Source organism: Ectopseudomonas oleovorans, from assembly GCF_003052605.1.
Lineage (GTDB): Bacteria > Pseudomonadota > Gammaproteobacteria > Pseudomonadales > Pseudomonadaceae > Aquipseudomonas > Aquipseudomonas oleovorans_A.
The window spans coordinates 36,162-58,668 of record NZ_QASO01000026.1 but is presented as its reverse complement, the minus strand read 5'-3'; the positions used below and the strand labels follow the sequence as shown (position 1 = coordinate 58,668).

The 22,507-nt window shown below is 63.9% G+C and carries 25 protein-coding genes; 11 read left to right on the top strand and 14 right to left on the bottom strand.

The window, feature by feature from the left end:
• Positions 1 to 454, bottom strand: a 454-nt coding sequence (locus tag DBO86_RS04275) for a sterol desaturase family protein (protein WP_244185509.1), incomplete at its 3' end; no start/stop codon positions are given.
• A gap of 175 nt (positions 455 to 629) precedes the next feature.
• Between DBO86_RS04275 and elbB the strand changes: the two genes are divergently transcribed.
• Together elbB and DBO86_RS04265 are read left to right on the top strand one after the other, a co-directional pair.
• Positions 630 to 1,289 carry an isoprenoid biosynthesis glyoxalase ElbB gene (elbB, locus tag DBO86_RS04270; RefSeq protein ID WP_074857541.1) on the top strand — a complete coding sequence of 220 codons (660 nt, stop codon included), beginning with the start codon at positions 630 to 632 and terminating at the stop codon, positions 1,287 to 1,289.
• Positions 1,290 to 1,541: 252 nt separating this feature from the next.
• Entirely contained in the window at positions 1,542 to 2,009 is a 468-nt protein-coding gene (locus DBO86_RS04265) for a thioesterase family protein (protein WP_003458608.1), read from the top strand.
• A 137-nt stretch (positions 2,010 to 2,146) separates the two neighbouring features.
• Here DBO86_RS04265 and DBO86_RS04260 read toward each other — a convergent pair whose 3' ends face one another.
• The 4 genes from DBO86_RS04260 to DBO86_RS04245 form a co-directional block, all read right to left on the bottom strand.
• A complete protein-coding gene (locus tag DBO86_RS04260) occupies positions 2,147 to 2,596 on the bottom strand; it encodes a YaiI/YqxD family protein (RefSeq protein WP_004373364.1) in 450 nt (149 codons plus the stop codon).
• A gap of 360 nt (positions 2,597 to 2,956) precedes the next feature.
• Positions 2,957 to 3,589: a LysE family transporter gene (locus DBO86_RS04255; RefSeq protein ID WP_074857546.1), complete on the bottom strand. Its 633-nt coding sequence runs from the start codon at positions 3,587 to 3,589 to the stop codon at positions 2,957 to 2,959.
• Between the two features lie 63 nt (positions 3,590 to 3,652).
• Positions 3,653 to 4,192 carry a mechanosensitive ion channel family protein gene (locus DBO86_RS04250; RefSeq protein ID WP_108233061.1) on the bottom strand — a complete coding sequence of 180 codons (540 nt, stop codon included), beginning with the start codon at positions 4,190 to 4,192 and terminating at the stop codon, positions 3,653 to 3,655.
• On the bottom strand, positions 4,192 to 6,105 hold the full coding sequence (locus tag DBO86_RS04245; RefSeq protein WP_108233060.1) for an ATP-binding cassette domain-containing protein: 1,914 nt from the start codon (positions 6,103 to 6,105) through the stop codon (positions 4,192 to 4,194). The genes DBO86_RS04250 and DBO86_RS04245 overlap by 1 nt, the downstream gene beginning before the upstream one ends.
• A 38-nt stretch (positions 6,106 to 6,143) precedes the next feature.
• Here DBO86_RS04245 and DBO86_RS04240 point away from each other — a divergent pair, with 38 nt between their 5' ends.
• Positions 6,144 to 6,587 carry a TIGR02444 family protein gene (locus DBO86_RS04240; RefSeq protein WP_074857555.1) on the top strand — a complete coding sequence of 148 codons (444 nt, stop codon included), beginning with the start codon at positions 6,144 to 6,146 and terminating at the stop codon, positions 6,585 to 6,587.
• Here the strand turns inward: DBO86_RS04240 and DBO86_RS04235 are convergent.
• Positions 6,584 to 7,447: an AlgP family protein gene (locus DBO86_RS04235; protein WP_108233059.1), complete on the bottom strand. Its 864-nt coding sequence runs from the start codon at positions 7,445 to 7,447 to the stop codon at positions 6,584 to 6,586. The genes DBO86_RS04240 and DBO86_RS04235 overlap by 4 nt on opposite strands.
• A 193-nt stretch (positions 7,448 to 7,640) precedes the next feature.
• Here DBO86_RS04235 and DBO86_RS04230 point away from each other — a divergent pair, with 193 nt between their 5' ends.
• A complete protein-coding gene (locus tag DBO86_RS04230) occupies positions 7,641 to 8,288 on the top strand; it encodes an FKBP-type peptidyl-prolyl cis-trans isomerase (RefSeq protein ID WP_108233058.1) in 648 nt (215 codons plus the stop codon).
• A 215-nt stretch (positions 8,289 to 8,503) separates the two neighbouring features.
• Here the strand turns inward: DBO86_RS04230 and rsd are convergent, their stop codons facing one another.
• The 8 genes from rsd to DBO86_RS04190 all read right to left on the bottom strand — a co-directional run bounded on the left by rsd (position 8,504) and on the right by DBO86_RS04190 (position 15,868).
• A complete protein-coding gene (gene rsd / locus DBO86_RS04225) occupies positions 8,504 to 8,977 on the bottom strand; it encodes a sigma D regulator (RefSeq protein ID WP_108233057.1) in 474 nt (157 codons plus the stop codon).
• Positions 8,978 to 9,213: 236 nt separating this feature from the next.
• Entirely contained in the window at positions 9,214 to 9,705 is a 492-nt protein-coding gene (locus DBO86_RS04220; RefSeq protein WP_108233056.1) for a disulfide bond formation protein B, read from the bottom strand.
• Between the two features lie 151 nt (positions 9,706 to 9,856).
• Positions 9,857 to 11,104: a heme biosynthesis HemY N-terminal domain-containing protein gene (locus DBO86_RS04215; RefSeq protein WP_108233055.1), complete on the bottom strand. Its 1,248-nt coding sequence runs from the start codon at positions 11,102 to 11,104 to the stop codon at positions 9,857 to 9,859.
• On the bottom strand, positions 11,101 to 12,234 hold the full coding sequence (locus tag DBO86_RS04210) for a uroporphyrinogen-III C-methyltransferase (protein WP_108233054.1): 1,134 nt from the start codon (positions 12,232 to 12,234) through the stop codon (positions 11,101 to 11,103). Before DBO86_RS04210 ends, DBO86_RS04215 begins: the two co-directional genes overlap by 4 nt.
• 12 nt (positions 12,235 to 12,246) lie before the next feature.
• Positions 12,247 to 13,014: a uroporphyrinogen-III synthase gene (locus DBO86_RS04205; RefSeq protein WP_108233053.1), complete on the bottom strand. Its 768-nt coding sequence runs from the start codon at positions 13,012 to 13,014 to the stop codon at positions 12,247 to 12,249.
• On the bottom strand, positions 13,011 to 13,949 hold the full coding sequence (gene hemC, locus DBO86_RS04200; protein WP_108233052.1) for a hydroxymethylbilane synthase: 939 nt from the start codon (positions 13,947 to 13,949) through the stop codon (positions 13,011 to 13,013). The genes DBO86_RS04205 and hemC overlap by 4 nt, the downstream gene beginning before the upstream one ends.
• 93 nt (positions 13,950 to 14,042) lie before the next feature.
• Positions 14,043 to 14,789, bottom strand: coding sequence for a LytR/AlgR family response regulator transcription factor (locus tag DBO86_RS04195; RefSeq protein WP_003458569.1), 747 nt, complete (start codon positions 14,787 to 14,789; stop codon positions 14,043 to 14,045).
• Positions 14,786 to 15,868, bottom strand: coding sequence for a sensor histidine kinase (locus tag DBO86_RS04190; RefSeq protein WP_017678316.1), 1,083 nt, complete (start codon positions 15,866 to 15,868; stop codon positions 14,786 to 14,788). The genes DBO86_RS04195 and DBO86_RS04190 overlap by 4 nt, the downstream gene beginning before the upstream one ends.
• 243 nt (positions 15,869 to 16,111) lie before the next feature.
• Between DBO86_RS04190 and argH the strand changes: the two genes are divergently transcribed.
• From argH to DBO86_RS04150, 7 genes are all read left to right on the top strand, one after another.
• Entirely contained in the window at positions 16,112 to 17,506 is a 1,395-nt protein-coding gene (gene argH / locus DBO86_RS04185; protein ID WP_108233051.1) for an argininosuccinate lyase, read from the top strand.
• Between the two features lie 34 nt (positions 17,507 to 17,540).
• Positions 17,541 to 17,783, top strand: a complete 243-nt coding sequence (locus DBO86_RS04180) for a hypothetical protein (protein WP_084341067.1) — start codon at positions 17,541 to 17,543, stop codon at positions 17,781 to 17,783.
• Positions 17,784 to 17,802: 19 nt separating this feature from the next.
• A complete protein-coding gene (locus tag DBO86_RS04175; RefSeq protein WP_108233050.1) occupies positions 17,803 to 18,285 on the top strand; it encodes a GNAT family N-acetyltransferase in 483 nt (160 codons plus the stop codon).
• 182 nt (positions 18,286 to 18,467) lie between these two features.
• Positions 18,468 to 18,704, top strand: coding sequence for a DUF4282 domain-containing protein (locus DBO86_RS04170; RefSeq protein ID WP_003458561.1), 237 nt, complete (start codon positions 18,468 to 18,470; stop codon positions 18,702 to 18,704).
• Positions 18,705 to 18,763: 59 nt separating this feature from the next.
• Complete coding sequence (locus DBO86_RS04165; protein WP_108233049.1) at positions 18,764 to 19,036, top strand: hypothetical protein; 273 nt, start codon at positions 18,764 to 18,766, stop codon at positions 19,034 to 19,036.
• An 88-nt stretch (positions 19,037 to 19,124) separates the two neighbouring features.
• Entirely contained in the window at positions 19,125 to 19,379 is a 255-nt protein-coding gene (locus tag DBO86_RS04155; RefSeq protein ID WP_108233048.1) for a TIGR02647 family protein, read from the top strand.
• A gap of 242 nt (positions 19,380 to 19,621) precedes the next feature.
• Positions 19,622 to 22,480, top strand: a complete 2,859-nt coding sequence (locus DBO86_RS04150; RefSeq protein ID WP_108233047.1) for a class I adenylate cyclase — start codon at positions 19,622 to 19,624, stop codon at positions 22,478 to 22,480.
• The last annotated feature ends 27 nt before the right edge of the window (positions 22,481 to 22,507 follow it).

The following is a 22,507-nucleotide window of genomic DNA, read 5'->3' as shown; positions in this document are numbered from 1 at the left end:
CCCGCATGGTGGCGCTAAAGCTCACCGGCTGAAAGCCGGTGGTTTTAACCTTTCGATGGAAAATAAAGCCGGTGCTGGTTTGCCGTAACGCAGTGGAAAGGTTGTAGTCCTCGCTCTGGTGGTGCACCGCATGCGCGGCCCAGAGCACGTTGCGCTCATGACCCAGGCGGTGGTTCCAGTAGTAGCAGAAGTCATAGAGGACGAAGGCGAAGAGCCACACCCAGAGGCTGCTGTCAGACAACTCGAACAGCGCCAGATGCTCCCAGGCGAAGGCGTAGGTGAGCAGGCCGAGCACCTTGGTGAGCAGGCCGGTGGCTTGCGACAAAACACCAGCACTGAGACTGTTGATTGCATCAGCCAGGCGATAGGTGTGCATGCCGCGCCAGCGGTCGGCGAGCAGCTCCAGGCCGATCAGCAGAAAGAAGAAGGGCACTGCGTAGAGAACATAATCCATGACTGCGCCGTATCGTTGTACTTTGTGTCGGGAATGCGCTGTTATTCATCCTATGCGCAGGTTCGCCAGGCTTCGCGGCGACAAGTGACAGCGCAAGTGGCATTTGGCGACAATCCAGGATTCGGTAACACCCGCGCCCACTGAAGGTCGCGTCTTTCCTCACCAGGAGTCGAGCATGAGCAAGAAAGTGGCAGTGATTCTGTCCGGCTGTGGCGTCTACGATGGCGCCGAGATCCATGAAAGCGTGATCACCCTGCTGCGCCTCGACCAGCGTGGCGCCGAGGTGCAGTGCTTCGCTCCCAACGTGCCGCAGTTGCACGTGGTCGATCACTACAGCGGCGACGAGATGGACGAGACGCGCAACGTCCTGGTGGAATCGGCGCGCATTGCCCGCGGCAAGATCAAGGACGTAAAAGAGCTGCATGTGGCCGAGTTCGACGCACTGATCCTGCCCGGCGGCTTCGGCGTAGCGAAGAACCTCTCCGACTTCGCCACCAGTGGCGCCGGCTGCACCGTGCAGCCGGACGTACTGGCCGCATGCAAGGCCTTCGTCGATGCCGGCAAGCCGGTCGGCCTGATGTGCATCGCCCCGGTACTGGCGGCGAAGATCTTCGGTGCCGGCGTGGTCTGCACCATCGGCAGCGATCATGACACCGCCGCCGCCCTGACCCAGATGGGCGCCGAGCACCATGAGTGCGAGGTCAGCGACATCATCGAAGACAGCCAGCGCAAGCTGGTGACCACGCCGGCCTACATGCTCGCCCAGTCCATCGCCGAGGCAGCGTCGGGCATCAACAAACTGGTCGACCGTGTACTGGAGCTGGCGCACCACTGACTTACGCTATGTAGGGGCTTTGTAGGGTGGGCGGGAAGCGTTCCGCTTAAGCTTCAGCATCGATCTGTAGGGTGGGCTTTAGCCCACCAATGGCGATCAATGTGGGATAAAGCGCAACGCCGCCCGCCCCACCCTACCAACCAGCACCACTACAGGGCGCTTCGGTCATTGGCCAGGGCAGTCTGGCCGCGCCGCTGGTCAAACCGCTTGGGCTGCGGCAGCGTGGCGGCAGGATTTCCCGGAGCCCCTGCCATGTCCCAGCCCTTCGTCCTCAGCCCCGACCTGCAACAGGCGGTGGCCAGTTTCTTCCAGCGCATTCCCTTCAATCAGGTGCTCGGCATCGAGCTCGATGAGCTGAGCTCCGAGCGGGTGACCATGCACCTGCCGATGAAGCCCGAACTGATCGGCAACTTCGTCCACGGCATCCTGCACGGCGGGGTGATTTCCTCGCTGCTCGACGTCTGCGGCGGCGCCATGGCGCTGATCGGCGCCTTCGCCAACCACCAGCACCTGCCGCCAGCCGAACGCATGAGCAAACTGTCCAAGCTCGGCACCATCGATCTGCGCATCGACTACCTGCGCCCCGGTCGCGGTCAGCGTTTCACTGCCACGGCCACGCCACTGCGCGCCGGCAACAAGGTGGCGGTGATTCGTATGGAGCTGCATAACGACGAGGGCGTGCTGGTGGCGGTTGGCACCGGCACCTATCTGTGTGGCTGACGGAGTCCGCCCAGGCTACAACTGTGCGTCTGAACGGATGCCTTTGTAGGAGCGAGCTCTGCTCGCGAAGCGCCCTGCCCCAGGAAATTCGCGAGCAGAGCTCGCTCCTACGGTCATTGCCTCGGTAGCCGAGGCAGCTAGCGACTCAGCCGTGTGAGAATCCGATCCAGCGCATTGGCGAAGGCCTGCCGGTCCTTTTCCGAATACGGCGCCTGGCCACCACCCACCTGCCCCTGCTCGCGCAGGTCGGTGAACAGATTACGTACCGCCAGACGCTCGCCCATGTTGCGCTCGTCGAACTCGCGACCACGCGGGTCGAGTGCGGCGACGCCCTTCTTCACCAGGCGGTCGGCCAGCGGCACATCGCTGCAGATCACCAGCTCGCCGGGCACCGCATGTTCCACCAGATGATCATCGGCCGCATCCGGCCCGCTGGGCACCACAATCAGTTTTACGCAGGCGAAGTTCGGCCGCGCCACGGCCTGCCCGGCCACCAGCACCACTTCGAAGCCCCGCTTGAGGGCGAACTTGACCACCTGATCCCGCGCCGCCCGAGGGCAGGCGTCGGCGTCGATCCATACACGCATGCAGCTACTTCCGCAGAGAAACCAGCGGCCAGTATGCCAGCAGGCGCGAGGCTCAGGCTGGCCAGCAAAGGCAGCATCAGCCAGGAAAGAGAGAAGCGAAAGCGGGTCATTAATGCATCCCAAACGAGAATGGGTGGCATTAAATTGTTGCTGGCTTAACGATTGAGCACAAGAAGGATATGAAATATTCAGTAACAAACTGCCAAGCGGAACCTGAAGAACCGCCTGGCCCGCACAGGCGGGCATGCAGAACTTGCGAATCACCTGGGCTCCAGCCTTCGCGGGAGTGACGATGAATGGCTTTTTCAGAACATCCCTGGCAAACGCCATCGGCCAGCGTTGAACGATAGCGACCGAAACTCAGACTGCCGCGCGCTTGACCGTCGCCAACAGGCCGGCCGCAGCTGCGAACAAGGCGGCGAAACTGCGATTCATCACGCGCTGCTGGCGCGGCGTGCGCAGCAGGCGCAGTACACGCGAGGCAAGACCGGTATAGCCGGCCATGACGATCAGATCGACGCTGATCATGGTCACGCCCATGACCAGATACTGCGCCACCAGCGGCGCGTGCGGATCGATGAACTGCGGCAGTACCGCAAGCATGAAGACGATGGCCTTGGGATTGCTGAAGTTGACCAGAAAACCACGCAGCACCAGGCTCAGTGGCCGGCCGATAGGACGCTCAGCCGCGCCGGCATCCAGATCGCTGGGCAGCGCGACCCACTGTTTGTAGGCGAGAAACATCAGATAGGCCACGCCGAACCACTTGATCAGGCTGAAGGCCAGTGCCGAAGTCGCGAGGATGGCGCCCACACCGGCGGCGACGATGGCGATCTGCAGCGCCAGACCGAGCTGCAAACCGAGCGCGTTCCAGTAACCGCGCCAGAAGCCGTACTGCATACCGGCAGACATCGAGGCCACGGCACCGGCGCCCGGCGACAGGCTGATCACCCAGCAGGCGACGAAGAAAGCGAGCCAGGTTTCCAATGCCATGATGCGTACCTCGGGTAGCTGAAATCAGGAAAATAGCGCTACAGCCTACTCCTGGCGCCATGCTCAGCGCCAGCGGCGCACCGACTTCTGGAAGAACAGACTGTTGGGCACCTGCAACACGGCGCCGGAGGCATCCTCAGTGAGGTCCTGCAGGGTGGTGTAGAACAGGTTGATGGCGATGACCCTACCCTTCACACCCGGCTTGTCAGCGCTATCGATCACCTCGACCGTGTCGCCGATACGGAACGGCCCCATGGTGAAGATCAGCAGCGCACAGAACATGTTCGACAGCACGCTCCAGATGGCGAAGAACGCCACCGCGGCGACAGCAGTGAAGCCGGTCAGCGCCGTCCACAGCACGGTGGCCGAAACCCCCAGGCGCTCCAGCACCATGAGCAGTGCGCTGCCCATGATCAGCCAGCGCACCAGCCCCCGCAGCGGCTGCAGCACTTCTGGCGGCAGCAGGCTGTAACGCGCGCCGAGACGGCTGATGGCACGGGTCAGAATGCGTTGGGCAACCCACGCCAGCAGGATGATCAGCAGTACCTGGCCAGTGCGAATCAGCGGGTCGCGCCAGGCCATCAGCAAATCTAACTGTTCCATCACTCGGCTTCCTCCAGTTGCTGCTGCAACGCCTCCAGGGTTTCCAGCGCCAGCAGCCAGGCTTCCTCAAGCTCGGCCTCGCGGGTCTTGAGCTGTGCCTGTTCGGCCAGGCGCTGGCGCAGCTCATCCTTGCGCGCGGACTCGTACAGACCGCTGTCGCCCAGCTGGGTTTCGACGGCGGCGAGCTTTTCCTGCACCTTGCCCAGCTCCTGTTCGAGCTTTTCCGCCTGCTTCTTGTGCGGTGCCAGTTGCTGGCGCAACGCCGCAGCAGCCTGGCGCTGGGCGCGCTTGTCGGTCTTGTCCGCGCTACCTTCGGCCGGCGCACTCGCTGGCGCCTGACGCTGACGGTAATCGACCAGCCAGCGCGCATAGTCGTCCAGATCGCCGTCGAACGGCACCACACGGCCTTCAGCGACCAGCAGGAACTCGTCAGTGGTGCTCTTGAGGAGATGGCGATCGTGCGAGACCACCACCACGGCACCGGCGAACTCCTGCAAAGCCATGGTCAGTGCCAGGCGCATTTCCAGGTCGAGGTGGTTGGTCGGCTCATCGAGCAGCAGCAGATTGGGCTTGCCCCAGGCGATCAGCGCCAAGGCCAGACGTGCCTTCTCGCCACCGGAGAAGTTCACCACCGGCTCGTCGCAACGCGCGCCACGGAAGTCGAAGCCGCCGAGAAAATCGCGCAAGGTCTGCTCGCGCTCGCTGGGCGCCAGACGCTGCAGGTGCAGCAGCGGGCTGGCCTTGTCGTCCAGTGAATCGAGCTGATGCTGAGCGAAGTAGCCGATCACCAGGTTTTCGCCGCGGGTCAGGCTGCCACCGAGCGGCTGCAGTTCGGCCGACAGGTTCTTGATCAGCGTCGACTTGCCCGCACCATTGGGGCCGAGCAGGCCAATGCGCGCGCCGGGCACCAGGCTCAGCTTGACCTGCTGCAGCACGGTCTTGTCGCCATAACCGAGGCGACCTTCGCTGAGGCTGAGCAGTGGTGTGGAAATCTTGTCGGCCTCGCGGAAGACGAAGTCGAAGGGCGAGTCGACATGCGCCGCGCTCAGCTCTTCCATGCGCTCCAGGGCCTTGATCCGGCTCTGCGCCTGACGGGCCTTGGTGGCCTGGGCCTTGAAGCGGGCGATGTACTTTTCCATGTGCGCGCGCTGCGCCTGCTGCTTCTCGTAGGCCTGTTGCTGCTGGGCCAGACGCTCGGCACGGGTGCGCTCGAAGGCCGTGTAGCCGCCACGATAGAGGTTCAGCTTGCGCTGTTCGACATGGGCGACGTGGTCGACCACTGCATCGAGAAAATCGCGGTCATGGGAAATCAGCAGCAAGGTGCCGGGGTAGTTTTGCAGCCAGCCTTCCAGCCAGAGAATCGCGTCCAGATCCAGGTGGTTGGTCGGCTCGTCGAGCAGCAGCAGGTCGGACGGGCACATCAGCGCCTGGGCCAGGTTCAGGCGCATGCGCCAGCCACCGGAGAAGTCGCCGACGCGGCGATCCATCTGCGCGTTCTCGAACCCCAGGCCGGCCAGCAGCTTGCGCGCACGGGCATCAGCGGTATAGCCGTCGGCGCTGTCCAGCTCGCTGTGCAGGCGAGCGATGGCCGCACCATCATGCGCCTGCTCGGCGGCAGCCAGTTCGGCCTGCACGCGGCGCAGGTTGTGATCGCCGTCGAGCACGTAATCCACCGCCAGCCGATCGAGGTTGTCGACCTCCTGACGCATATGGGCGATGCGCCAATCACCGGGCAGCAGGCAATCGCCGGCATCAGGCGTCAGCTCGCCACGCAACAGGGCGAACAGGCTGGATTTACCGGCGCCATTGGCACCGATCAGGCCGGCCTTGTGACCGGCGTGCAGGGTCAGCTCGGCGCCTTCGAGAAGACGCTGCGGGCCACGCTGTAGAGTGAGGTTCTGGAGTCGGATCATAATGGCGGCGGAGTCTACCAAATCGCCCCGGAGGCCGCGTGCAGGATCTGTGGAATTTCGCCCTCGAACTCTACGCCAGAGCAGGCGTGGAACAGGCCTGTCTGGAGTTGCAGGAAACAGGCAGTGACGTTTGCCTGCTGCTGACCGGTGCCTGGTTGCAGCGGCGCGGTGTGCGCTGCCTAGATGAGCGCCTGCAGGCACTGCAGCAAGCGGCTGCCCCTTGGCAACGCGAGGTGATCGCACCCTTGCGTCAGGTACGCCAAGACTGGCGCGCGAATGCAAGCCAGGATGCGGAACTGGCAGCCTTACGTGAGCAGGTCAAGAAACTGGAACTGCAGGCCGAGCGGGTATTGCTCGATCGTTTGCAGGCACTGGCCGAGAACTGGCCAAACGAGGCAGGCGGAGACGATTGGCTGATTCGCCTGGCCGGAGGGAACAGCGCCGCGCTGCAGGTGCTACGCGGCGCCGTTGATCGCCCTTAGGACGCGCTCGGAGTATCCGGGGCGGTGGCCCCATTGGTGGTCGCAGGAGCAGCAGGGGCGGCCGCAGCAACCGCTGCGGCGACTGGCTTGGCAACTGCTGGCTTGGCCGGAGCCTTCTTCGCCGGAGACTTGGCAGCGGCTGGTTTCTTCACCGCAGCCGGCTTGCTGACCGGTTTGCTCGCGGGTTTTGCAGGCGTGGCCTTGGCAGCCGGCGTAGCAGCGGGTTTGGCGACCGGTTTACTGGCTGCTGCGGGCTTGGCCGGTGCTTTTGCTGCAGCAGGCTTGGCTGCCGGTTTGGCGGCAGCTTTCGGCGCAGCGGGTTTTGCCGCAACAGCCTTGCTGGCAGCTGGCTTAGCCGCAGGTTTGCTGGCTGCCGCCGGTTTCGCTACTGGCTTGGCGACGGGTTTGCTCGCCGGTTTGGCAGTAGCCGGTTTGGCGGCCGGAGCAGCGGCGTTGGCCTCGCGTACATCCAGCGCCTTACCAGCGGCTTCCTTCACTTTGCCTACGCCCTGTGCCAGCTTCAGGCTTTCCTGGGCATCACGCTTGAGCTGGGCGATGTAGGTGCGGGTTTCGCTCTGGCTGGCCTTGAGCGAGTCGAGCAGTTCCTCCAACTCGGCGACTGCGTCCTTGGCTTTGGCTTGCGCCTTGGCCTTGCCGGCAACAGCAGCGTCCTGCAGCTTGCTGCGAGCCTTGTGCAGTTTTTCCTGCGCCTTGCCGCGCTGCTTCTCCAGCTTGGCGAGCAGTTTCTCGGCGTCAATCAGCGCTTGCGAGCAGGCATTTTCCAGGTGCTCGAGCAGGCTGGCAGACAGTTGGTGCAGCAGGTGCAACGGGGTAGTGATGGACTTCTTCTTGGCCGACATGGCGCGCCTCCTGGCGGATGTGAACGCGCCCATACTAGACGCAGCCGCGAGGGCTCGCCATAGGCCTTTTGGCGAGCCGAGCAGATGCCGAACCGCGCTGGCATAATCGCCGAGGCCTTTTGCCGTTTCAGCGTACGCTGCGGCGCCGCGTAACCTCAACAGCCCCTAAGCATCTTGATCGGGAGACACCGTAATGAGCCGCGCCGTACTAGCCGCCCTCGCTATCTGCTGCAGCCTGGGCGTACAGGCTGACCAGCACCAGCAGGATCTGGCCTACAGCCTCGGCGTGCGTCTTGGCGAGCGCCTGCACGACGAGGTGCCAGACCTGCCGCTGAGCGAGCTGCTCGAAGGCTTGCGCCAGGCCTACGAGGGCAAGCCCCTGCGACTCGACGCAGGTCGAATCGAGCAGCTGCTGGATGAACACGAAGCGCGTATCGAAGCCTCGCCACAGCGCCACACCAAAGCCATCGAAACCGAGCAGCGCTTTCTCGCCGACCAAGGGCGCCGCCCGAACGTGCGGACGCTGGCCAATGGCGTGCTGGTGACGGAGCTCAGCCCTGGCAGCGGCCCGACGCCCACCGCTCGCAGCCGAGTACAGGTGAGCTACCGCGGCGAACTGGCGGACGGCAGCGTCTTCGACGAGAGCAGCACACCGCAGTGGTTTCGCCTGGACAGCCTGATCGGCGGCTGGCGCAGCGCACTGCTGCAAATGCCGAAAGGCGCTCACTGGCGCCTGGTGATTCCATCGGATCAGGCTTACGGGGAGGAAGGTGCGGGCGACCTGATACCGCCCTATGCGCCACTGGTGTTCGATCTACGCCTGCTCGACGTGGCCGACTGAAGGCCAGCCTGCCGGCCTGATGCCGATCCGATCAGGTTGCTGGCGCGGCCTTGCGTAGGAGCCCCGCCCCGGGGCGAAGCTTTTCAAGTGCGCTCAAGTGCGCACCGTCCGGATTCGCGGCGAGGCGCCGCTCCTACAAATTTGATGCGGCGACGCTTGACTGACTGGCGTCAGCCTGACGGCCCGGAGTGCTCCGGACCATTGCCAGCACGGGCTCAGAGCGCTTCGGCGGCCTGTTCCTGATGAGCGTTGTGCAGCACTTCAATCAGGCAGTCTTCCAACTCGAAGCGCTCGTGCAGCAACTGCCCCAGATGATTGAGCTCTGCCACCAGCGACGTGCTGTCGCGACAATCGCCATTGTCGCAGTGGTCATTGAACGCCAGCGCGACCGCCGTAATGGCTTCGATACGCGGGTAGATCTGCTTGGCCAGCTCCAGACCACGTTGGTCGTTGAAGGCCTTGGCCTCGTTGGTCAGCTGCTCGTAGACCTCGAAGTGACCAGCAGACACGTAGTCCACCAGCAACTCGCAGAAACCCTGCAGAGACTCACAGTTGATGGCTGGCGCCTGCGGCGCCTTGGTAAGGGTAGTGTAAGCCCGTACCAGTTCGCGGCGTTCACCCAGCCAGCGATCGATCAGCTGGTGAACCCCACCCCAACGTTCCTGTGCATTCTGGCAACTCTCAAGCATGATGAACCCCGCTTCCCTTATCGATAATGCCTGTTATACGTCCGCTGCCGAGACGTTTTTCTGTCAATCGGTGCTTGGCCTTGGGAAGGCAACCGCAAAATGGCATTTTTCCGGCGGTGCGTGCGAGCCAGATTATGCTCGTGGGCACCCACCATCAAGGCATCGCCGCGAGAAAGTTTCATACGAGCGTTTAATCCCGAAGCCACGACCCGCGTGGCTTCGTACAATTCGCATTCTCAATCGCGACGCAGCAGCTGGAACAGGCAGAAACCCAGCATGCCGATGAAACCGAGCAGGCTCCACTCGGGGATGCTCATGCCAAACAGCGTCCACTTCACCTCGGCACAGTCAGCGCTGCCCTGGAACACCAGGCGCACGATGTCCTGCATCGGCAGGGCTTCCATCATGAACTCGAGGCTGGGCAGGCAGGCTTCGAGCTGATCGGCCGGCACGCTCTGCAGCCAGATCTGCCGGCCAGCGGTAGCGGCGCCAGCGCCGGCGAACAGCAGTGCCAGCACCGCATAGATGCGACGACCGAGACTCCCCGGCCCATGGAGCGCAGCGATCAGGCAGACCACGCCGAACAGAATCACGCAGATTCGCTGCAGCACGCACATCGGGCAGGGTTCCAGGCCGACGACATGTTCCAGGTACAACGCAGCCGCCATCAGCAGTACGCAGCCGATGAATGCCAGGAAAAACAGGGGACGCGGGCTGGCCAAGTGCATGGTGGCTCCGGGAGGGAAATCGAGGGCAGTACGGTAGAGGAAAGCGAGGGCGCCTTTCAAGGCGCCCCATGACTCAGAGCAGGCTGTTCATCATGCCCGAACGCCCCTCCGTCCGTACGGCGAGTGCGCTGCGGCAATCAGCCGCATCCATTCAGGCCGTCACGCCCTGCGGTTGCGGCAGCGGTGGCAGGCCCTGATGCAACAGACCGAGGCTTTCCAGCAACAGCTGATTGCTGCGTTCCAACTCGCCCAATTGCGCCAGCAGACGCGCCAGCTCGGCGCAGGTTTCCGGGTGGCGCTCGAGCTTCAGACTGGCCTCGAAATAGTCTCGCGCCTTGCCCCACAACTGGTTCTGCAGGCTCAGACGGCCCAGGGTCAACAGCAGGGCAGGATCCTGCGGATGCTGCTTGAGCCAGAGTTCGGCCGTTTGCAGCTGACGCGCCGGGTCGGCACCACGCAGCACACCGTAGAAGCGTGCCAGACGGCTGTCGTAACCACGCTTGAGCGCACTGCGCAGCACTTCCTCGGCTTCTTCCTGCGCGCCCAGTCGACGCAGTTGCTCGACATAGGTGGCGATCAGCTCAGGCTCCTGACGCAGTGACGTGGACAGCTGCTGCCAGGCTTGCGTCAGCGGCTGAAGTGCAGTTTCGCCATGGCCCTGGCCAGCCAGGCCGGCATCGGCCAGGCGACCACGCCAGGTTTCGCGCTCCAGTTCGTCGAGTTCTGCGGCGGGCAGCGCCTTTTCCTTGCGCAACTCGGGCAGCAAGCCAAGTAGTGCCGACCAGTCCTGGCGCTGCAGATACAGACGCTGCAATTGTCGCAGCACCAGGTGATGGCCTGGGTGGCGCTCACGCATGGCCTGCAGGGTTTCCAGTGCCGCATCGCTGTCGCCGCGGTTACGCTGCAGTTCGGCGTGGGTTAGGGCAATCGCCAGCTCGGCCTGGGGTTGCTTGTTCAGTGCGCGTTCGAGCAATGCGTCGCTCTGCTCGTGATCGCCAAGCTTGCTGGCGGCACGAGCAGCGCCGAGGTAATACATCAATGGTTGACTGTCGGCTTCGGCGGCACGGGTCAGTTGACGCTGGGCACGCGCCCAGCGACCTTCGGCCAGGTCGAGCATGCCCTGCTCGGAAGCCAGGCGCACACGGCGGTTACGATGCAGACGCGACCAGGGGTTGGCCAGCCGTGTCGAGCTGAGCAACAAACGCAGTGTCCACTTGATCAGGTAGTACAGCACCACCACGACCACCAGCAGGCCAAGGAATGCCCACAGGCCGGACTGGTAGCGAAAGCCCTGGTAGGCGAACAGCACATAACCGCGGTCGGCCTCGATGGCCAGACTGAGCAGATACAGCCCGGCGGCAATGGCCAGCAATAACAGGAGCCAGATCAGGCGTCTCATTGCGCCTCCTCGGCCGCCGCGGCCCCCTGCCGACGTTGCGCCTGCTTGCGTTGCAGGTAGGCCTGCAGTGCATCGAGCGACTCGCTCAGATCCGGCACCTTGACCTCGATGCTGGCATCAGCCAGCTCGCCGAGGCGCTGGCGCAGCGCGCGACTGTCCGGGTTGTCCAGGTTGAAGTGGGCATCGAGGATTTCCTCGGCCTGTTTCAGCGACTGCTTGTACACATCGGTCTGACCATGCAGTGCGGCCCACTGCGCCTGTTCCAGAGCCAGCGACAGGCTCAGGCGCACCTGCGACAGGCTTTGCCCGGACAGCAGCGGACGCACGTTGCGATCGGCGTCGAACTCGATACGGAAGTACTCCGACAGCTTCTTCGCCCACTCGCTCCACCAGGCACTGCCGTCGCCTTCGGCTGCCAGGTCGGAGAGCACGTCACCCTGCCCTTCGAAGGTCGGCGCCAGTGGATTGAGGGTAGCGGCCTGCTCACGCAAGGCGCCCAGCTGCAGGAACAGGCCGACGCGGTCCGGGCGTTCGGTGGTGCGCAGGGCTTCGAGACTACGGCTGAGCTGCTCACGGGCGGCGAATGCGGCAGGGTCGTCCTGCTCGCGGAGGATTTCATCGGCGGCCAGTACCAGCGCTTCAGCGCTGGCGACGTCCTGCAGCGCAGACAATCTCAAGGTGGCCAAGCGCAGCAGGTGTTCGGCCTCGTCCAGACGCCAATCCTGGCGGCTACCATCGAGCACGCTTTCCAGGCGCTGGCTCAGACGCTGCTGATCGCTCTGCAGATTGGCCAACAGGCGACGGCGCTCGTCCAGCTCGGCCGCACTGGGCAGGGCGGACAGACGCGAGTCGAGGCGTTGGGCCAGCTCATCCACTTTCTTCGCACTGTCGTCACGGGTGCGCTGCAGGTCTTCGGCCTGCTGCAGGTCCCTGCTCTGCATTGCATGCAGTTGCCACAGGCTCCAGCCGCCAGCACCGGCGCCAGCCAGGCCAATCAGCAGGGCAAATGCGGCAAGGCCGCTACCACCGCCACTGCGTGATGCCTTAACCGGTGGCGGTGCAGGTGTGGGTTTCACGGCTTCGCTGGCCGGTTTATCTTCTGGCGTGTTCGGGGTGGATGCTTCGCTCACGTATCCGTCCTTTTAGAGGGCAGCAGCCGGAAACTGCTCCAAAGCTGCCTGCAAGGCCGCGGCACTGGCGCCGCGACAGTCCACAACGATCTGGGCACCCGCAGCGCGGGCCTGTTCGGCGACGCGCGGGCTGGGTACGAACAAGGGTAGCCGAGCCAACGCCGACCAGTCATCGCCGGCTAGCTGCAGCAGGTGTTCGAAACCCTGCCCACTGCTGACAACCAGGCCGTTCAGGCGTTCCGCTCGCACCTGTCGGCTCAGCTCGCCCGGCGCATACTGCGGCAGCACGCGGCGATACAGTGGCAGATAGTCGACGCTCACACCTTGGCTGCGCAAGCTTTCGGCGAGGAATTCTCGGCCACCTTCGCCGCGCAGGATCAGCACGCGCGGTGCAGGTGCCGCGACGGCCTGCTGCAGTGCAGGCAGAGCGAGCAGCGCTTCGCTGTCATCGCCCAAGTCGGGAAAATGTACGCCCAAGCCTTGCTCGGCGAGTACCGCAGCGGTAGCCGCGCCGACACTGAACCAGGGCAGATCAGGCGTCGGCGCCCCATGCTGCGCCAAGAGCTGCAGGCCAATTCGGGCTGCCGGCTTACTGACCACGATCACCGCGCAGTAACGCTGCAAATCGGCAAAGGCGCTGCGCTGCTCGGGTGTCTCGTCCAGTGCCTCGATGGCCAGCAGCGGCATGCAGTGGCTGACGACACCCTGCGCAGCCAGGGTCTGCGCCAGCGCCGCACAATCCTCGGCAGGACGCGTCAGCAACAGGCGCCAAGCGCTCAAGGGTGACCGGCCTCACCATAAACGGCCTGGAGAATGGCGTCAGCCCCTTGCGCCAGCAACGCCTCGGCGACACGCACACCCAGAGCCTCGGCATCGCTACTGGCGGCGCGATCTTCGGCGCGCAGCAACAGGCCGCCGTCAGGCTGGCCGACCAGGCCGCGCAGCCACAGCTGGTCATCTTCGAGCAGGGCATAGCAGGCGATAGGGACCTGGCAGCCGCCATTGAGGTGCTTGTTCAGCGCGCGCTCGGCGGTGACTCGTAGCGCGGTGTCACGGTGATGCAGCGGCGCCAGCAAGGCATGCACGTCGCTGTCGGCACTGCGGCACTCGATGCCCACGGCGCCCTGGCCACCGGCCGGCAGGCTGTCCTCGGCGCTGATCGAGCTGCGGATGCGGTCTTCGAAGCCCAGGCGAATCAGGCCGGCGGCGGCAAGGATGATGGCGTCGTACTCGCCGGCATCGAGCTTGGCCAGGCGGGTATTGACGTTGCCGCGCAGGAACTGGATTTTCAGATCGGGCCGGCGCGCCAGCAGCTGGGCCTGACGGCGTAGGCTGGAGGTGCCGACCACACTGCCGGGCGGCAGCGCATCGAGGCTGGCATAGGTGTTGGAGACGAAGGCGTCGCGCGGGTCTTCACGCTCGCAAATGCAGTACAGGCCCAGCCCTTCGGGAAAGTCCATCGGCACGTCCTTCATCGAGTGCACGGCGATGTCGGCTTCGTTTTCCAGCAGTGCGGTTTCCAGCTCCTTGACGAACAGCCCCTTGCCACCGATCTTCGCCAGCGGCGCGTCGAGCAGCTTGTCGCCGCGGCTGACCATGGGCACCAGGCTGACCTTCAGACCAGGGTGGGCCTGCTCCAGACGGGCTTTGACATACTCGGCCTGCCACAGGGCCAGGGCGCTCTTACGGGTGGCGATGCGAATTTCGCGGGACATGAGGCAATTCCAGAAAACCGATTGCCGCAAATCATAACAGGCTCGCCCGGCGCCGGCGGAAGGAGGCGGCCATAGGCCGCAGCCGGCGCGCCCTTATAGAGACTGCATCAGTTTGCGTACACCGGCCACATGACGGCGACTGACCACCAGCGAGTCGCCGTCCAGACCTTTGAGGAACAGTTGAAAGTGGCCGAGCGGGGTGCGCTGCAGGCGCTCGATGCGCTCGCGCGCCACTAGCGCATTGCGATGGATGCGCACGAAGCGATCACCGAACTCGTCTTCCAGCGCCTTCAGCGGCTCATCCAGCAGGACTTCACCACCCTCGTGACGCAGGGTGACGTATTTGTGGTCAGCGATGAAGTAGACCACGTGATCCAGTGGAATCAGCTCGATGCCCTTGCGGGTACGGGCACTGATATGGGTACGCGGGCCACCGCCAGTCTCCGCTGCGGGACGAGTCAGGGCGGCCAACTGCACACGATTGGGCCGCTCGGCCTTTTTCAGCGCTTCGCTCAGGCTCTCAGGCCGCACAGGCTTGACCAGATAGCCCACTGCACTGACCTGGAAGGCTTCCAGGGCGAACTCATCATGCGCCGTGCAAAATATCACCGCTGGCGGCGCTTCGCGCTCGCACAATTTGGCAGCCACCTGCAGGCCGTCGAGGCCGGGCATGCGGATATCCAGCAGGACCACATCCGGCTTGAGGTTATCAATCAGGGTCAGGGCTTCCTCGCCATTGCTGGCGGCGGGCTCCAGGACCCGGTACCCCTCGAGCTCACCGACCATGCGGCTCAGGCGCTCGCGGGCAAGGGGTTCGTCATCGACGATCAGGACATTCATATTGCTCTGGCTTCCTGCGTGAGTCTCGCACAAGGATAGCGTAGACAGCTGTAGTGACGGCCGTCACGGCGCTCCACGCTGAGACTCGCCCTCGGCCCAAAAAGTGCCGCCAGGCGCGCATCGATATTACTCAGCGCTTGCTGCGTTCCCCGTGACGGATGCTGCTCGCCCCGCTCTTCATACGGATTGCTGACACACAAGCTGAACACACCATCCTGGTAATCCGCCTCGACCCGCACCAGGCCGCCTTCGATACGCGGCGCGATGCCATAGATCAGCGCATTCTCCAACAGAGGCTGCAAGGTCAGCTGGGGAATCGGCAGATCCTCCGGCACACCTTCGACCTCCCACTGCAACTGTAGTCGCTCGCCGAGCCGATAGTGCTCGATCGATAGATATCGTTTCGCCAGTTCCAGTTCCTCCTTCCACGGTACCAGCGTGCCAGGTTTGGCCAGGCTGGCGCGAAACAGATCGGACAGATCCAGCACCGCCTGCTCGGCCTTGTACGGATCGAGCGTGACCAGGCTGGCGATGCTGTTGAGGCTGTTGAACAGAAAGTGCGGGCGAATCCGCGCCTGCAACGATTCGATCCGCGCGCGCAGCTCGGCCTGTTCCTGCCGACGCCATTGGCTCTGCAGATAGAAATAGCGTAGCAGCAGTGCGGACATGATCAGGCTGATCAACGCATGACGCAGATAAAGATTCACTTCACCACTGCGCGGCAGCGGCCCGCCCAGCTCGTAATAGTCGGCCACGGCCGTACAACCCAGGGTCAGCAGCACCACCAGCGCGCAGCACAGCCCCCCAGCCAACGCGGGGCGCAGACGCGCCAGCAGCGGCCGCAAGCGGCAGAGCACAGCAGCCGACAGCAGCACGATCCACTGCACGAACAGTGAAGTCAGGGCCAGGCGTACCCAGTCGAACCCCGGCGTCATCGGTTCGGCGAGCACCAATACCAATACCAGCAACTCGGCCAACAGCACCATGCTCAGCAGCGCTTCGGGCTGACACAGTTCCGGGACGAAGAAGTCGTCGATAGCGGCGTTGTATTTATTCTTGGTAGAGGATTGTCTGTGCATCGACGCAGTTTCCTTGTCGCCCTGCGAGCCGGCAAGCCAGACGGCTCCAGCCGAGCGAAATAAAGCACCGAAATGCCGCCTTCAGGGCAAAATTGTGAAGCAGCCGACAACGCCATCGAACGCCCAACGGCGAACGCGCCCCGGCGAAACGCCTGCCGACCCTGTTATTATCGACGCACTTTGTCCGCCATGCCGGCCGCCGACGCGGCCGCCCGATCCAGAGCCCGAACCAGAGCAAGTGCCATGAGCAGCGAAAAAACCAACCAATCCTGGGGCGGCCGCTTCAGCGAACCTGTCGACGCCTTCGTCGCCCGCTTCACCGCCTCGGTCGAATTCGACAAGCGCCTGTATCGCCACGACATCATGGGCTCCATCGCCCACGCCAGCATGCTGGCCAAGGTCGGCGTCCTCACCGATGCCGAGCGTGACACCATCATTGATGGGCTCAAGCAGATCCAGGGTGAGATAGAAGCCGGCCAGTTCGACTGGCGCGTCGATCTGGAAGACGTGCACATGAACATCGAAGCGCGTCTGACCGACCGCATCGGCGTTACTGGCAAGAAGCTGCACACCGGTCGTTCGCGCAACGATCAAGTGGCCACCGATATCCGCCTGTGGCTGCGCGACGAAATCGACATCATCCTCGCCGAGATCACTCGCCTGCAGCAGGGCCTGCTGGGATTGGCCGAAGCCGAAGCGGACACCATCATGCCGGGGTTCACCCACCTGCAGACCGCCCAGCCGGTGACCTTCGGTCATCATCTGCTGGCCTGGTTCGAGATGCTGTCGCGCGATTACGAACGTCTGGTCGACTGCCGCAAGCGCACCAATCGCATGCCGCTGGGCTCGGCGGCGCTGGCCGGCACCACCTACCCGATCCAGCGCGAGATCACCGCCGAACTGCTGGGCTTCGACGCCGTGGGCGGCAACTCGCTGGACGGCGTGTCGGATCGCGACTTCGCCATCGAATTCTGCGCCGCTGCCTCGCTGGCGATGATGCACCTGTCACGCTTCTCCGAAGAACTGGTGCTGTGGACCAGCGCGCAGTTCCAGTTCATCGACCTGCCGGATCGTTTCTGCACCGGCAGCTCGATCATGCCGCAGAAGAAGAACCCGGACGTGCCCGAGCTGGTGCGCGGCAAGACCGGCCGCGTGTTCGGCGCCCTGACCGGCCTGTTGACCCTGATGAAAGGCCAGCCGCTGGCCTACAACAAGGACAACCAGGAAGACAAGGAACCGCTGTTCGACGCCGCCGACACCCTGCGCGACAGCCTGCGCGCCTTTGCCGACATGGTGCCGGCGATCAAACCCAAGCGCGAGATCATGCGCGAGGCGGCGCTGCGCGGCTTCTCCACCGCCACCGACCTGGCCGATTACCTGGTACGCAAGGGCCTGCCCTTCCGCGACTGCCACGAGATCGTCGGCCATGCCGTGAAGTACGGCGTCGACAGCGGCAAGGACCTGGCCGAGATGAGCCTCGACGAGCTGCGCCAGTTCAGCGAGCAGATCGAACAGGACGTGTTCGCCGTGCTGACCCTGGAAGGCTCGGTGAATGCCCGCGACCATATCGGCGGCACGGCACCGGCTCAGGTGCGCGCAGCGGTGCTGCGTGGCCGCGAATTGCTGGCGGCTCGTTAACGCCCACGGGGGCCATCAGGGAAAAGGAATTCCCATGTTCGAATTATTGCTGCGTGGCCTGGTGTTACTCGCCGAGTTCGTACTCGAGGTCGTGGTTGGCTACATTCTGTACAGCACCGGCTGGCTGGCCCTGCGGCTACTGACGCTGGGCCGCTACCCAAGCCTGCCGCTACGTGTGGACGACCCAATGGGTTCGCGCACAGCCTGGGTCGCTGCATTCGGTTTCCTTTGCCTGGTGGGCTTGCCACTGACGTGGTTGACCCTGACCTACGGCTGACCATTCACGAGATACGCCAATGTCCCTGACCATCCGCCCCGCCACCGCTGATGACGCCGAGCTGATCCTGCGTTTCATCACCGAACTGGCCATCTATGAAAAAGCCGAGCATGAAGTGAAGACCGATGCTGCCGGCATCCGCGACAGCCTATTCGCCGACGGCAGCACGGCCCACGGCCTGATCTGCGAGCACAACGGTCAGCCCATCGGCTATGCGGTGTACTTCTTCAACTACTCCACCTGGCTGGGCAAGCACGGCCTGTACCTCGAAGACCTCTACATCAGCCCTGAAGCACGTGGCCTGGGTGCCGGCAAGGCACTGCTGCGCCATCTTGCGCAAGTGGCCGTGGCTCGCGGTTATGGCCGCTTCGAATGGTCAGTGCTGGACTGGAATACCCCCGCCATCGACTTCTACGAATCCTTCGGCGCCCGCCCGCAGAGCGAATGGACCACCTACCGCCTGACGGGTCAGGCGCTGCTGGACTTCGCCGCAGGTTCGTAGGGCAGCCGCCAATACAGAACTGGCGAGTTGCACCTGCCCCTCCCACCAGCACTGCATGGCGGCGTGACAGGCCGCACAGATGGCACTCTGGAACCCGTCACGCCGATGTTGCTACTCTGGCGCGGATCATGACGATCACCCCGACCACTCGGCTCGGGCATAGCTCACTACAAGGAAATGACATGCGCTCCCTATTCTTCTTCGACACCATGCTCACCACCACCATCATCACGGTGGTCTACTGGCTTGGCCTGCTCGGCGTACTCGTCAGCAGCATCGGCCTGATCTTCAATGGCTCTATCCTCGTGGGCCTCGCCACCCTGGTCGGCGGCGCCATCGCCGTGCGCATCTGGTGCGAATTGCTGGTCGTGATCTTCAAGATCCACGAGAATCTGCAGAAAATCGCCAACCGCGAGTGACCTGGCGCCACGGTGCCCACATGCTCCGTGGCCAACCCCTCCCCAAACATGGTGCCCCCATGAGCGAACACGACGACAACGACGAAGACTTCGCCGAGGCCACCCTGATCCAGGCCATCGAGAACCAGCTGGAAAGCGGCGAGCCGGCCGCCGCCAAGGCGGTGTACAACAAGCTGACGCTGGTCGGCTACGCGCGCGAGGAAATCCTCGAGCTGATGGCGCTGGTGCTGGCCCATGAAGTCGACGCCATGCTGCGCGAGGATCGCCCCTTCGATGGTACCTGGTACGAGCAGGCGTTACGCGCCCTGCCGGAACTGCCGGCGGAAAGCTGATTCTCACCCACCCGCAACGCGGCGATGGTCAGAGCCCGGTACATGGCTCTACACTGCAGGAGCGCCACAACAACAAGACGGAGTCACCATGAAGGCATTCACCGCTGACCTGATCGACGAGCTGGAAATCCTCGTCCTGTATAATCTGGACAACCACCAGGAGGGGCTCAAGGTGCATAACAACGCTTCATTCAAGGCGCAGGGCGCCATCACCCGTCTTTATGAAAAAGGTCTGGTCAGCCAGGCCGATGGCGGCTATCTGACCAGTCTGGGCATCGATGCTGCCGAACATGCACAAGGCCTGCTGACCATACTGTCGAACCGCCAGGCCACCTCCGCCTGATCCAAACCGCCGCCACCCTACCCGCGAATGGGATAGGCATAACGCCCCACCGCGAATCAGAGCGTCGCACAGCAGATGTGCCGCGCTCTGGGCGGTGCACCTGCGCAAGACTGCTCAGCCATGACTGTTCGGCATCGCCGGTCGCTCTTCAGCGAGCGGCATAACGGGCGATATAACGATCAGGCACTGCACTGACGGGCACGCCGCTGATAGGCTTGCCACACCCGCAGCAGAGTTCGAGCATGACGCGCACGCAGGAAATACGCCCCGATATCGATGACGGCATCGACCGCAAGGTGCTGGCACAGCTGCGCGCACGCTTTCTGCGTATCAACCAGGGCCGTCTGCAGCGCGCCATGGAAGCGTTGTCGACGCGCCAGCAACTGGTGCTCAAGCTTTTGCCGCTGCTGCTGCACGTCAATCATCCGCTGCTACCCGGCTACGTCTCGGCCAGCACACCGGCGGGCCTCAGCGGTTTCGAGCCGGATGACGACAGCCTGGCCGAAGTGCAGCGCCTGACCCGCTCCTTCGTCTACAAGCCACGTCGTGGCCAGGGCGCCGCGCCCCTGCATGGGCTGTTCCTGATGGGCAGCCTGGGCACCGTTGCGCAGGCCGAACAGAGCGATATGGACCTGTGGTTGTGCCACTCGCCCAACCTCACGGAGCAGGAACTGCAGGACCTGCGCAAGAAGTGCGACCAACTGGAAAGCTGGGCCGCCACCCAGGGCGCCGAGGTGCACGTCTTTCTGGTCGACCCGCAGCGCTTCACCCAGGGCGCGCGCGAGGCGCAACTGACCTCCGACGATTGCGGCACCACCCAGCACTATCTGCTGCTCGACGAGTTCTACCGCACCGCCATCTGGCTCGGCGGGCGCACGCCGATCTGGTGGCTGGTGCCGGTCTACGAGGAAAACCGCTACCACGACTACTGCCGCATCCTGCTGAGCAAGCGCTTCGTGCGCGCCGAAGATGTTCTCGACCTTGGTCATCTGGCACGCATTCCACCGGAAGAGTTCATCGGCGCAGGTATGTGGCAGCTGTACAAGGGCATCGAGTCGCCCTACAAGTCGGTGCTCAAGCTGTTGCTCACCGAGGTCTACGCCAGCGAGCATCCCCAGGTCGAGTGCCTGGCGCTGCGTTTCAAGCGGGCGGTGTTCGAAGGCCGCCTAAACCTCGACGAACTCGACCCCTATGTCGTCGTCTACCGTCGCCTTGAGGAATACCTCTGCGCACGCGGCGATCACGAACGGCTCGAGCTGATCCGCCGCTGCCTGTACCTGAAGGTGAACAAGAAGATCAGCCGCCCGCCAACCCGTGGTCGCGCCAAGAGCTGGCAGCGCCTGCTACTGGAGCGCCTGACTGGCGAGTGGGGCTGGCATAACCGCCAGCTCAGCGTGCTCGACAGTCGCAGCCAGTGGAAGGTGCGCCAAGTTGGCGCCGAGCGCCGCGTGCTGGTCAACGAGCTGACCTACAGCTACCGCCTCCTCTCGCAGTTTGCCCGCAGCACCGAGGCCGGCAGTTCGCTCAACAACCGCGACCTCAACGTGCTGGGCAGGCGCCTGTATGCAGCCTTCGAGCGCAAGGCCGGCAAGGTCGAATTCATCAACCCCGGCATCGCCCCGGATCTGGCCGAAGACACCCTGACCCTGGTCCAGCACCCCAGCCCTGAGGCGCCCAACGAATACCAGTGGGCGCTGTTCAACGGCAGCCTGGGCGCCCAGGAGTGGAGCGACTTTGCCCCGCTCAAGCGCTCGCGCGAACTGATCGAACTGCTCGCCTGGTGCCATCGCAACGGCGTGATCGACAGCAGCACCCGTCTGTCGCTGCACCCCGGCGCCAGCGACCTTACCGAATACGAGCTGTCCAACCTGATCGGCAGCCTGCAACAGAGCTTCCCGCTACCCCTGCAGCCCGTGGAAGAAGCCGCCCTGCTGCGTGCCAGCGTTCCCAGCCAGGTGCTGTTGCTGGTTAATGTCGGCGTCGACCCGCTCAAGCAGCACAGCCAGATGAACGTGCACATGACCACCGACCGCACCGACGCGCTGGGCTATTCCGGGGTACGCGAGAACCTGGTGCTGACCCTGGACCAGGTGGTACTCAACAGTTGGAACGAACTTCAGGTCAGCCGTTACGACGGTGCCGACGCCCTGCTCGACTGCCTGCGCGACCTGCTCAACAGCCTGCCGCCCGGCAGCACGCTCCCCAGGGTGCAGGTACGCTGCTACTGCCGCAACCGTGCACAACCCATCGCCGAACGGGTCGAAGAACTGCTGCACGACCTGCTCGACAGCTACGCCGAAGGGTACCCGTCACGCTACCTGGTGCAGGTGCGCCAGCATTATCACGTTCTGCAACTGGCCCCCGGCCAGGTCAGCCACACCGCTCTGGGTGACGTGCCGGCCCTGCTCGACCACCTGGGCGCCGAACAGGAGCGCTACAGCCCGCTGCGCCTGGATCGCCATGCACTCCAGGGCGACGACCTGGCGCTGATCTTGCCCATGGGCCGCCCACAGTGCCTGCAGGTGTTCTACCGCGTGCACGAGAGCAGCGGTGAGGCCGAGCTGACCCTGCTCGACGAGCACAACGCCCTGTGGCGCAGACGCCTGCCATTTCGCGACGAGCAAAGCCTGCTGACACCGATCCATCGCTTCCTGCAGTCACTGCTGTATCGGCGCAATGCCATGCTGCCGCTCGAGGGCGCCGACAGCCAGCCGCCGCTGGAAATTCTCTACTACCAACTGCTGCCGGCGACGCCATTACGCGCTCAGCGCCTCGAGCGCAGACCGGCGCCCGAGTCGCAGGTCAGCCACCCGTTCTACGACGTGCAGGCCATCGTCGAGCCGGGCGACGGCCGTCAACGCCATGTCACGCTGTACTGCAACCACCGCGAGTTTTCCGAACTGGAATACGGTCGTGAACTGTATCGCGCCGTGGCACAGCACATCATCGTTCAGCGTGCCGGTGGCGAACGCTACCCCTGCTACATCACCGACCTCGACCTGTCCGCCGTGCTGGCCGGACAGCGGGCGCAGACCGTGCACTACCTGCGCTACAAGAGCGAGCTGGAGAATGCTCTGAATGCGGCACTGCAGCAGGCCTGACACAGCGCTATCGATAATCCGCCGCCG

Coding starts and splice junctions, on each gene's coding strand:
- DBO86_RS04195 (WP_003458569.1), bottom strand. CDS start 14,789: ATGAATGTCCTGATCGTCGATGACGAACCCCTTGCCCGCGAGCGCCTG.
- DBO86_RS04170 (WP_003458561.1), top strand. CDS start 18,468: ATGCGCTCCCTATTCTTCTTCGACACCATGCTCACCACCACCATCATC.
- DBO86_RS04260 (WP_004373364.1), bottom strand. CDS start 2,596: ATGCGTGTATGGATCGACGCCGACGCCTGCCCTCGGGCGGCGCGGGAT.
- DBO86_RS04180 (WP_084341067.1), top strand. CDS start 17,541: ATGTTCGAATTATTGCTGCGTGGCCTGGTGTTACTCGCCGAGTTCGTA.
- argH (WP_108233051.1), top strand. CDS start 16,112: ATGAGCAGCGAAAAAACCAACCAATCCTGGGGCGGCCGCTTCAGCGAA.
- rsd (WP_108233057.1), bottom strand. CDS start 8,977: ATGCTTGAGAGTTGCCAGAATGCACAGGAACGTTGGGGTGGGGTTCAC.
- DBO86_RS04235 (WP_108233059.1), bottom strand. CDS start 7,447: ATGTCGGCCAAGAAGAAGTCCATCACTACCCCGTTGCACCTGCTGCAC.
- DBO86_RS04220 (WP_108233056.1), bottom strand. CDS start 9,705: ATGCACTTGGCCAGCCCGCGTCCCCTGTTTTTCCTGGCATTCATCGGC.
- elbB (WP_074857541.1), top strand. CDS start 630: ATGAGCAAGAAAGTGGCAGTGATTCTGTCCGGCTGTGGCGTCTACGAT.
- DBO86_RS04165 (WP_108233049.1), top strand. CDS start 18,764: ATGAGCGAACACGACGACAACGACGAAGACTTCGCCGAGGCCACCCTG.
- DBO86_RS04150 (WP_108233047.1), top strand. CDS start 19,622: ATGACGCGCACGCAGGAAATACGCCCCGATATCGATGACGGCATCGAC.
- DBO86_RS04255 (WP_074857546.1), bottom strand. CDS start 3,589: ATGGCATTGGAAACCTGGCTCGCTTTCTTCGTCGCCTGCTGGGTGATC.
- hemC (WP_108233052.1), bottom strand. CDS start 13,949: ATGTCCCGCGAAATTCGCATCGCCACCCGTAAGAGCGCCCTGGCCCTG.
- DBO86_RS04245 (WP_108233060.1), bottom strand. CDS start 6,105: ATGATCCGACTCCAGAACCTCACTCTACAGCGTGGCCCGCAGCGTCTT.
- DBO86_RS04265 (WP_003458608.1), top strand. CDS start 1,542: ATGTCCCAGCCCTTCGTCCTCAGCCCCGACCTGCAACAGGCGGTGGCC.
- DBO86_RS04230 (WP_108233058.1), top strand. CDS start 7,641: ATGAGCCGCGCCGTACTAGCCGCCCTCGCTATCTGCTGCAGCCTGGGC.
- DBO86_RS04155 (WP_108233048.1), top strand. CDS start 19,125: ATGAAGGCATTCACCGCTGACCTGATCGACGAGCTGGAAATCCTCGTC.
- DBO86_RS04215 (WP_108233055.1), bottom strand. CDS start 11,104: ATGAGACGCCTGATCTGGCTCCTGTTATTGCTGGCCATTGCCGCCGGG.
- DBO86_RS04250 (WP_108233061.1), bottom strand. CDS start 4,192: ATGGAACAGTTAGATTTGCTGATGGCCTGGCGCGACCCGCTGATTCGC.
- DBO86_RS04190 (WP_017678316.1), bottom strand. CDS start 15,868: ATGCACAGACAATCCTCTACCAAGAATAAATACAACGCCGCTATCGAC.
- DBO86_RS04175 (WP_108233050.1), top strand. CDS start 17,803: ATGTCCCTGACCATCCGCCCCGCCACCGCTGATGACGCCGAGCTGATC.